Source organism: Candidatus Zixiibacteriota bacterium, from assembly GCA_022865345.1.
Lineage (GTDB): Bacteria > Zixibacteria > MSB-5A5 > MSB-5A5 > RBG-16-43-9 > RBG-16-43-9.
The window spans coordinates 1-8853 of record JALHSU010000220.1; the positions used below are offsets into that span (position 1 = coordinate 1).

Below are 8853 nucleotides of genomic sequence, written 5' to 3' on the forward strand. Positions count from 1 at the left end.
ACCGGTTTTGAACTCTTCGACATTCTCCTGCGTTAATCCGGTCTGCGGCTCAAGATATGCCAGGGCGATTTTTTTCACCGGCGAAAGACCAGTCCTCTCCGCAATATAAGCATAGGCATTTAGCTGGACTTCATACAAGGGCAGAAGACTATCCTGGGTCTCAGTATATTTGGCAGTTTTATAATCCAGGACAAAATAGGAGCCGTTTTTTAGCTTGAAAATCTCATCCGGAACGCCAGTCAGAAGTATGTCGTTAGTCTGGTCAGATGTGTTGAAGCTGGAGTGATGGAGCTTCTTCACCAGACCCGCGAACTCATCTTCTGATCCCAGCCATTCAGGGAAATGTCCATACTTTTCAAAAAAAGAGCTGATGAATTTCTTGGTGTAGGAATCGATGGAGCTGAAAATTCCTGGAAAGATCTGGTAGGGTAATTTGTTGGCGGCACGGAGTTTTAGCCAGGCGCAGCGTGGGCAAAACCCGGGCAGGGCGAATGCTCCTAAGTCTTTAGCGGAGATTCTCAGTTGCAAATAGCCTCCATAAGCAAGTGGTCAGTGGTCAGTAATTTCCACAGAGTGGTGTGGGGTCTGACCATGCGCCACTGTATTTTTATTTTACTTTCTGGACCTTGCCGGCTTTTAAGCAGCTGGTGCAGACCCGGATGGTAACTCTTTCACCATTGACTAAAGCATGGACTTTTTGCAAGTTGGGCAGCCAGCGTCTTTTAGTCAGGTTATGTGCATGACTGACTGTATGACCGTATTGCGGTTTTTTCCCGCAGATCTCACAAGCTCTTGACATTTTTCCTCCATTCTATTCGATATTAAATCAAAGTATTAATTTAATGTCTTTATACGAAAAAACAAGGGGAATATTCAAATACAAGGTCAAAAAAACAGATACAATACATCAGCCCTAGAGAGCAAGCTGAATATTCCCTCTCCTTTTTAAGGAGAGGGAAAGGGTGAGGTTATGCCACTACGATGGACATAAATAAATTACCACCCCGCTTCGGGGGCAGGGTGGGGATACCGGTAATTTCACAAATAGTAAGGGCGACCCACCGGGTCGCCCTTACTTTGCAGGAAGGAAATGAGGAAGTAAGATCTTATTTCAGCAAGCTCATCTTGGCGGTTTTGGTGAAATCGCCTGCCTGGATGCGGTAGAAATAGATTCCGCTTCCGACAGTTTCACCTCTGTCGTTCTGCCCGTTCCAGACCACCTGTCTGAATCCAGCGGTCTGCTCTTCGTCTACCAAGGTCTTTACCTTCTGTCCAAGGATGTTGTAAACCACGAGCTTTACATAAGCGTTTGTAGGCAGAGCATAGCTGATGGTGGTTGTGGGGTTGAAGGGATTAGGATAATTCTGAGCCAAAGAGAAATCTTTTGGAAGAGCCTGGACCTTCTGCGCAGTGAGCTCAATCGGATTGAAATCAAATTTGAGTTCCTGTGCCTTGGCGTTCACCAGGGAGATTCCAGTCTGATGAGAGATGGTAGTCTCTTCCAATTTGACCTTTCCCTCACCCTTGAATTCCAGGTTTAGGAAAGTCCCTTCGCCCTGCGGAATAGCTTTAGCGGTAAAAGGTATAGCCACAGCCAGGACAGTCTTTTTCTCGTTATCAATAAGGGTGAACTTTGCTCCGCTCTGGCCGTCATCGGCGATATAGTCTGCTATTCCACCTGAGAAATCCGCCTTGGTGCAGATGACGTTTGTTCCGGGTTCAGCAAACTTCAACGCTACCACCACCCCACCCAGGGGCTCGTCTGCAGAAAGATTCAAGGCAACCTTATTGGCATCACTGGTGGCAACCATCTTATTAGCTGCCCAGGAGGAGCTTCCCACAATCAATAACAAAACGATAATCAAGGATATTTTTTTGAGCATAGATGTACTCCTTTCTTTAAAAGATTTAAAGGTGTTGATCTGGTTGGTATCTCCTTCTTTTACCTCCAGGTCTGTTCCCCCTCAGAACTTCCTTCACCTCCTTTAAATGGGGTTTTGATAAAAGTTAAGAGCCAACTTTCAACTTAATATAATTTACCCTTTCCTTTTGGTAAAAAATATTTTTCAACCCACCTTCCATCCCCTACGGGGACTACCATCTGTTTTTACGTATGATTCTGAAATTATTATAAAGTAAAAGATAAATATTGTCAAGTAAAAAATGGGTTTTTCTAAAAATTTTTTCCGGACAATTCGAATTTGAGACCAGGTCCAGTCTAAGGGTTTAAACCAGAGCAGGTTACCTCTTCAATAATATTCTCAAAAAACAGAAGACAGCATAAAACTGAAAGGTTTTTAATGCGTCCAAGGTATATGACCGAACTTTAGCCTGAAAGGCTTGACTTTTTAGACCCCTGCCTAAAACTCCTTGACAGGCTCTGGGAAAAAGATTAATATATCCCTGATTAATAATTTTTTCATTCAGGAGCACATTTTGAGAGCGGCTTCAACAGTTGACGCTCAGTCTTTAGCAGGCAGGCCGAGAAAATTAGACCTTCAAAGCCCGGTTCAGTACTTGAAAGGGATCGGTCCGGTTAAAGCAGAAGCTTTAGCCACCATTGGAATAAACAGCGTCGAAGATCTTCTGTATCACATCCCGCGCAGATATTTAGACCGCAGCACCATAACGCCAATAGATGAGCTTCAGATAAACTCCAGGGCAACGGTGATGGGAACAGTTGAATCCTACGGGATAAAAAGATGGAGAACTCCTCAGTTCTGGGTTATCCTAAGAGACGAGAAAAGCTTTCTGAAATTAGTCTGGTTTTCCGGGATCAAATATATTCAGAACAAGTTCAAAGAGGGGGATACAGTTGTGGCTTCTGGAGAGGTGCGGAGTTTCTATGGCCTGCAGATGCCTCACCCGGAGTTCGAGATAGTCTCAGGCAAAGGGGAGAAGTTAATCCATACCGGCAGGGTAATCCCGCTTTATCCATCCACCTCCGAGTTAAAAAATGTCTACCTGGACAGTCGCGGATTCCGCAGGACTATTAGCTATCTCCTGGAAAACCTTTTTCCCCAGATTCAGGAAACTCTACCCGCCAGGGTAAGAGAAGAGCTTGAACTTCCTTCATTGGACTGGTCTTTAAAAACAATCCATTTTCCGGATTCCATAGAGGATGCTTCAAAGGCAAGAAAAAGGTTAGCCTTTGAAGAGCTTTTCTACCTGGAGTTACTTTTAGCTTTGCGAAAAAGACATTTGGGGTTAAAAGAGAAGGGCTCGATCTTCAACCGACCCGGGGAGATGGTAAAGAGGTTTTTGGAGAGCCTCCCTTTTGAGTTAACTCAGGATCAAAGGAAAGTTTTAAATGAGATCTATCAGGACGTCTCCTCAGGTAAAGCTATGCAACGGCTTTTGCAGGGGGATGTTGGCTCAGGTAAGACTATCGTGGCACTCATATCCATGCTGATGGCAATAGAAAACGGTTACCAGACAGCCATTATGGCGCCAACTGAGGTTTTAGCAGAGCAACATTATCTGAGTCTTTCCTCCTTGTTGGAGCCGCTGAGGATTGAACCTGTGCTTTTAACCAGTTCAGTCAAACCCGGGGAAAGAAAGGGGATTCTGGGAAAAATCTCTTCAGGAAAGGGAAAGATTATAGTCGGCACACACGCCCTGATTCAAAAAGAGGTAAATTTCAACAGGCTGGGTCTGGCAGTGATAGATGAGCAGCATCGTTTCGGGGTGATGCAGAGGCTAAGTCTGAAGCTAAAAGGTGAATCGCCTCACCTTCTGGTTATGACCGCAACCCCTATCCCCCGTTCCTTAGCCCTGACAGTCTATGGGGATTTGGATATCTCGGTGATTAACCAGATGCCGCCGGGCAGAAAAAAGATTGAGACCAGACTTTTAGATGAAAATTCCTCTGAGAAAGGTTATATTTTCTTAGAAGAGGAGCTTAAAAAAAAGAGGCAGACATATATCGTTTATCCTCTGATCGAGGAATCAGAGAAAGCTGATTTAAAAGCAGCAACTGAGGGGTATCAGTTTCTCCAGGAGAAAATATTCCCCCACAGAAAAATAGCTTTGCTTCACGGCAGGATAAAAAGGGAAGAAAGGGAAAGGATAATGAAGGCTTTTCGTTCCGGGGATTACGATATCTTAGTCTGCACCACAGTAATCGAAGTAGGCTTGGATGTCTCCAATGCCACTTTGATGTTGATAGAGCATGCGGAGAGGTTCGGACTTTCCCAGCTTCACCAGTTAAGGGGAAGGATTGGCAGGGGCGAAGAGCAATCTTACTGTATCCTGAAATTTTCCAAGTTAGTTTCTGAAGAGGCAAGGAAAAGACTCCAGATTTTATCCTCCACCTCAGATGGATTCAAAATCTCAGAGGCAGATTTAAAATTAAGAGGTCCCGGGGAGTTTTTCGGGACTAGACAGCACGGGCTGCCGGATTTCAAAATAGCAGATTTGAGCGAGGACCTGGAGCTTCTTTTTAAGGCTCGGGACTGGGCTTTCAAGATCGTGCAGGAGGACGGGGATTTGAGCTCTAAGGAGAACCTTTGCCTGAGGAATAAGTTTATACGAAACTACAAAGATAAATTCAAGCTGGCGGATATTGGATAAATTTCATATATTTTACAAAAAATGGATCCACAGGAAAAGTGAGGAGTTATGAAATCGCTTTTTGTGTCTGAGGAGATAAAATTTACCGGAGAAGAGCTCGTCTCCCATTGGGCATATGCTAAATTTGACCTTTTAGGAGACAGCATCGTCAGCTTCATCGGTCCGTGCGAGGTAGAGGAAAAGTATCTAGTAGGAATCGACCACTACAAGAAGAAAATCCAGGTAAGAAGTGAGAGGATGCTGCATTTCATCCTCGAACATTTCGATCTGGATCTGGAAAAGGCGATCTTAAAACAGAAGCTTCTGGTTTCAATCTTAAAGGACAAATTAAATCACCGGCTAAAAGGGGATGTCCTGCAGAGGTGGGGGAACGATATCTTCGACGGGGACGCCAAGCTGACCATCTCCACAGTCACCCGCACAAGAGTCTCCACCAAGATCCATCTGGGGGTTAATATCTCCAGTAAGAATACTCCGGTTAAGACCAAGGGTCTGGAGGATTACGGACTGGATCCGCTTGATCTGGCTCAGGTGGTGATGAACCAGTATCGCCTGGATATGAGAAGGGTTTCCGAAAGATTGGTCAAGACCAGGAGTATCGAGTGATAATTTGAATTAGAAATTATTTCTTAAAGAAAGAGGTAAAAGATGGTCACAAAAGAAAGAATCGAAGAGCTGATTGAAGAAGCGGCCAAGCTGGAAAAAAAGATCAAGGAACTGGTTTCTGAATCTAAGGACTATGACCTTTCGCGTCTTTTAAAGAAGGTGGATGCAGAAATGATGGACCTGCAACACAGTCTTGATGTCGCATTTAAATTTCTGGAAAAGAAAGAAAGTGGTTAAGCTTGGAGCAGGTTGCAGCTCAAGTGGGCTGAGGGATAAGAGCATATGGATAAAAAAGAGGAAAAAAGCCAGACTAAAGAGGAGCTTTTTTTCCATCTGGTTTATATGTTTGAGACTGCAGCCTTACAGCAGATGGGCAAATTAGCCAATCCGGTAACCCGGAAGATTGAAAAAAACTTAGAACAGGCGAAGTACTCCATCGATATTTTAGAGGTTATTCAAGAGAAGACCAAGGGTAATTTAAATGAAGGAGAAAGCAAATTTCTGGAGCATGTCCTGTTTGAGCTCAGAATGAACTATTTAGAGGAACTGAAGAAAGATGAAAAAATCTCAAAGGAAGAAAATAAATCCGCTGACTCCGGACAGGAGGAAAAAAGCGAGAGTTAGACATTTCAAATCTTTCGCACAAAAAATTATCGCAGGGCTTGCCCTGTTTTTTTTTGTTTCAAATGTCTTCAGGGGCAAATGATATTTCTATGAAAGCAAAAAAGCTTCACTCTAAAGCTATAGTCTGCGACCTGCATTCTGATACTGTTCTCAAGCTCAAAAAGGGGGATTTTGTCTTAGGCGAGAGGCACACCACAGGTCATATTGATATCCCCCGATTAAGAGAGGGCGGAGTTGACCTTCAGGTCTGGGGTATCTGGGTGGAGCCAAAATATCTGCCCGACAGTGCAGCCAAACAAGCTTTAGATTTAATAGACCTTTTCTATCAACAGCTCGATAAATATCCACAGGATCTGGAACTGACCACCAATATCAAAGATTTCAAAATGATAAATAAAAAGGGGAAGATCGCCTGTTTCCTGGGTCTGGAAGGGGGCCATGCGATTGAAGAAGATTTGTCATTGCTGCGAACCTTTTACCGTTTGGGGGTAAGATACATGACTTTAACCTGGGAGAACTCCAACCCCTTAGCCAGCTCTGCGGCTGACACCTCCTCGCAAAAAGGAGGTTTAACCCAGCTGGGCAGAGAGACTGTAAAAGAGATGAACAGGCTGGGAATGATGGTGGATGTCTCTCACCTTTCAGAGCAGGCTTTCCGGGATGTGGTAAATTTATCCAGCGCTCCGATAATAGCCTCCCATTCCTGCGTCAAAGCGATCTGCAACCATTACCGTAATCTGACCGATGAGCAGATAAAGGCTATTGCAAAATCGGGTGGTGTTATCGGGATTAATTTTTTCTCAGGTTATCTGGATGATGATTTCAGAAAGGTTTCTGATAGTATCTTCAAAGAAATAAACGTTAAGAAAGAGGAGATCAAGGAGAAGTTCAAAGGGGATGATAAGAAAATCGAAGAGGAAACCTCACTCCTCTACCGGAATGCTAATTTTCCTCCTCCGGCTACCTTGTCAAAATTAGTTGACCATATAGACTATATAGTCAAATTAGTGGGACCAGATTATGTAGGCTTAGGCTCGGATTTTGATGGGATTCCGGCTATACCTTTGGAGATAAAAGATGCCTCTGGCTTACCTGCAATAACCCAGGAGCTTTTGAATCGGGGATATAAAGATGAGGATATAAAAAAGATTTTAGGCGGGAATTTTTTGAGGGTGTTCGGGGAGGTTTGTAGATAAATTATTGTAGGTCTAAAAGTATGGCGAGGATAAGTAAACCACATACCGAAGAAAAACTAAAACTTTTAAGAAAATATCTTGATGGCTATGTAATTGCTACTACAAGAGCAAAAGAACGTTATTATATTGATGCTCTTGCAGGTGATGGACAATGCGAGATAAGGATTTCAGGTTCATCCAAATCTCGAATCATCGACGGTTCTCCTTTAATTGTAATGAAAACGGATCCTGCATTTACTAAATGTTTTTTTATTGAAATAGACAAGGATAAAGTCGAGGCATTAAGTAAACTTTTGAAAGATTTTCCTGAAAATCGATATAAGATAAAAGAAGGTGATTGTAATTCAGTTATAGATGAGATACTTTCTGAAATACCACAAGAAGCTCCATGTTTCGCTTTTCTTGATCCAGAGGGATTTGAATTGGATTGGTTAACAATACAAAAGATTGCTAACTATAAGTTAGGAAGAAAGATCGAATTATTTATTTTATTTCCTTATAATATGGCATTTGCTCGAGTTCTCTACTATAACAGAAAAAGATTCGAAAAAGAAAATATCAAATTATTATTGAGCAAAAAATTCCCTGACAATAGCTGGATAGACGTATATGAAGAAAGAGTTAAAGGTAGACTTAGACCACTTGAAGTTAGAATGCGTTTACTTAAAATTTTCACAAATGGGTTAAAGAGGCTTGAATATAAATTTGTTGATAATAGATTAATTAAAAGCACTAAGGGACGGCCGTTATATTATATGATTTTTGCAACAGATCATCCTATAGGAGCAAAGATTATGAAGCATGTTCTGAAGAAAGATTGGATTGGCGGTCAAATTTCTTTTTTTGATAAGTTAAATTGAAAGAAATTTTATGCCCATAGCAAAAACGAGAAAGTATAGATTTGTAGGTGTAAATTTACAGCAGTATAAATTGATAGACGGCACCCATAATAGGTTTATTAAACAGATTGGTGACGGTTCAATCATCACTCGGTTTGAGAAGACCCCTTTGCCCTCTAACCTGACTGATGTGGTCTGTCCTCACTTTTTAGAATTGAAATGGGCTTATGGATGTCCATTTGATTGTTCCTGGTGTTATTTAAAAGGTACTTTCAGGTTTAGGCCCGAAGGGATAAAGCCGGTCATAAAAGATTATGCTAAAATTGAACTGCACGTCAGGGAATTTCTTAATAGTTCAAGCCCGCCTGAGATTCTTAATACCGGTGAAATAGCTGATTCGCTGATGTGGGAAAATGGATATAACCCCTTTTCGAAATTCATAATTCCCATGTTTGAATCGCATGATAAACATAAGGTTCTATTCTTGACTAAATCGACGAACATTAAGCACTTACTTGAGATAAATCCGCACAATCAGGTAATTATAAGCTTTAGCCTGAATGCGGATAAAGTAGCAAGAAAATGGGAGAAAAAGGCGCCTGCCGTTTCAAAGCGAATTGATGCGGCAAGCAGGTTAGCTGAAGCAGGATACGAGATAAGGGTCAGGATTGACCCGATGGTGCCGATGGCTGGTTGGCAAGAAGGATATAGGGAATTGATTGACCAGATTTTTGCGACATTTACCCCTGAACGAATAACTTTAGGCTCCTTAAGGGGATTGCAAAGCACTATTAACGGAACTAAAGATAAGTCCTGGATAATATACTTAGAGGAAAAGTCTAACTGGGGCAAAAAGATAGAGTTCTCCAATAGATTTACAATGTATCTGCACTTAATTAAATATCTCAAGGAAAAATACAATTACACCAACATCTCTCTTTGCAAGGAAACTGTGGAGATGTGGGAAAAGCTGAGATCTAAATTTGAATGCCCGGATTTGGATTATAAGAAGATAA

Annotated in this window: 10 protein-coding genes; 7 read left to right on the plus strand and 3 right to left on the minus strand. The window is 42.2% G+C overall.

Annotation, left to right across the window (positions count from 1 at the left end):
- The 3 genes from MUP17_10690 to MUP17_10700 all read right to left on the minus strand — a co-directional run.
- Positions 1 to 528 (minus strand): PD-(D/E)XK nuclease family protein (locus tag MUP17_10690; protein ID MCJ7459446.1); only part of this gene is annotated, 528 nt, incomplete at its 3' end.
- 79 nt (positions 529 to 607) lie between these two features.
- Positions 608 to 799 carry a 50S ribosomal protein L28 gene (gene rpmB, locus MUP17_10695; GenBank protein ID MCJ7459447.1) on the minus strand — a complete coding sequence of 64 codons (192 nt, stop codon included), beginning with the start codon at positions 797 to 799 and terminating at the stop codon, positions 608 to 610.
- A gap of 307 nt (positions 800 to 1106) precedes the next feature.
- Positions 1107 to 1883 (minus strand): T9SS type A sorting domain-containing protein, encoded by a 777-nt coding sequence (locus MUP17_10700; protein ID MCJ7459448.1) that lies wholly within the window; start codon positions 1881 to 1883, stop codon positions 1107 to 1109.
- A 553-nt stretch (positions 1884 to 2436) separates the two neighbouring features.
- On the opposite strand from MUP17_10700, the gene recG reads away from it, so the two are divergent.
- The 7 genes from recG to MUP17_10735 form a co-directional block, all read left to right on the plus strand.
- The gene (gene recG, locus MUP17_10705) at positions 2437 to 4572 is read left to right on the plus strand and encodes an ATP-dependent DNA helicase RecG (GenBank protein ID MCJ7459449.1); all 2136 of its coding nucleotides are present in this window, start codon (positions 2437 to 2439) and stop codon (positions 4570 to 4572) included.
- A gap of 48 nt (positions 4573 to 4620) precedes the next feature.
- On the plus strand, positions 4621 to 5178 hold the full coding sequence (locus MUP17_10710; GenBank protein ID MCJ7459450.1) for a DUF366 family protein: 558 nt from the start codon (positions 4621 to 4623) through the stop codon (positions 5176 to 5178).
- Between the two features lie 42 nt (positions 5179 to 5220).
- Positions 5221 to 5415 (plus strand): hypothetical protein, encoded by a 195-nt coding sequence (locus MUP17_10715; GenBank protein MCJ7459451.1) that lies wholly within the window; start codon positions 5221 to 5223, stop codon positions 5413 to 5415.
- 45 nt (positions 5416 to 5460) lie between these two features.
- Complete coding sequence (locus MUP17_10720; protein ID MCJ7459452.1) at positions 5461 to 5802, plus strand: DUF1844 domain-containing protein; 342 nt, start codon at positions 5461 to 5463, stop codon at positions 5800 to 5802.
- 89 nt (positions 5803 to 5891) lie between these two features.
- The gene (locus MUP17_10725) at positions 5892 to 6998 is read left to right on the plus strand and encodes a dipeptidase (GenBank protein MCJ7459453.1); all 1107 of its coding nucleotides are present in this window, start codon (positions 5892 to 5894) and stop codon (positions 6996 to 6998) included.
- A gap of 20 nt (positions 6999 to 7018) precedes the next feature.
- The gene (tcmP, locus tag MUP17_10730) at positions 7019 to 7858 is read left to right on the plus strand and encodes a three-Cys-motif partner protein TcmP (GenBank protein ID MCJ7459454.1); all 840 of its coding nucleotides are present in this window, start codon (positions 7019 to 7021) and stop codon (positions 7856 to 7858) included.
- Between the two features lie 10 nt (positions 7859 to 7868).
- Positions 7869 to 8853: radical SAM protein (locus MUP17_10735; protein MCJ7459455.1), on the plus strand; the 985-nt coding region annotated here is incomplete at its 3' end.

Bases quoted from the DNA above. Each gene is read 5' to 3' on its own strand.
- rpmB (MCJ7459447.1), bottom strand. From the start codon at position 799: ATGTCAAGAGCTTGTGAGATCTGCGGGAAAAAACCGCAATACGGTCAT.
- MUP17_10700 (MCJ7459448.1), bottom strand. From the start codon at position 1,883: ATGCTCAAAAAAATATCCTTGATTATCGTTTTGTTATTGATTGTGGGA.
- MUP17_10710 (MCJ7459450.1), top strand. From the start codon at position 4,621: ATGAAATCGCTTTTTGTGTCTGAGGAGATAAAATTTACCGGAGAAGAG.
- MUP17_10715 (MCJ7459451.1), top strand. From the start codon at position 5,221: ATGGTCACAAAAGAAAGAATCGAAGAGCTGATTGAAGAAGCGGCCAAG.
- MUP17_10720 (MCJ7459452.1), top strand. From the start codon at position 5,461: ATGGATAAAAAAGAGGAAAAAAGCCAGACTAAAGAGGAGCTTTTTTTC.
- MUP17_10725 (MCJ7459453.1), top strand. From the start codon at position 5,892: ATGAAAGCAAAAAAGCTTCACTCTAAAGCTATAGTCTGCGACCTGCAT.
- tcmP (MCJ7459454.1), top strand. From the start codon at position 7,019: ATGGCGAGGATAAGTAAACCACATACCGAAGAAAAACTAAAACTTTTA.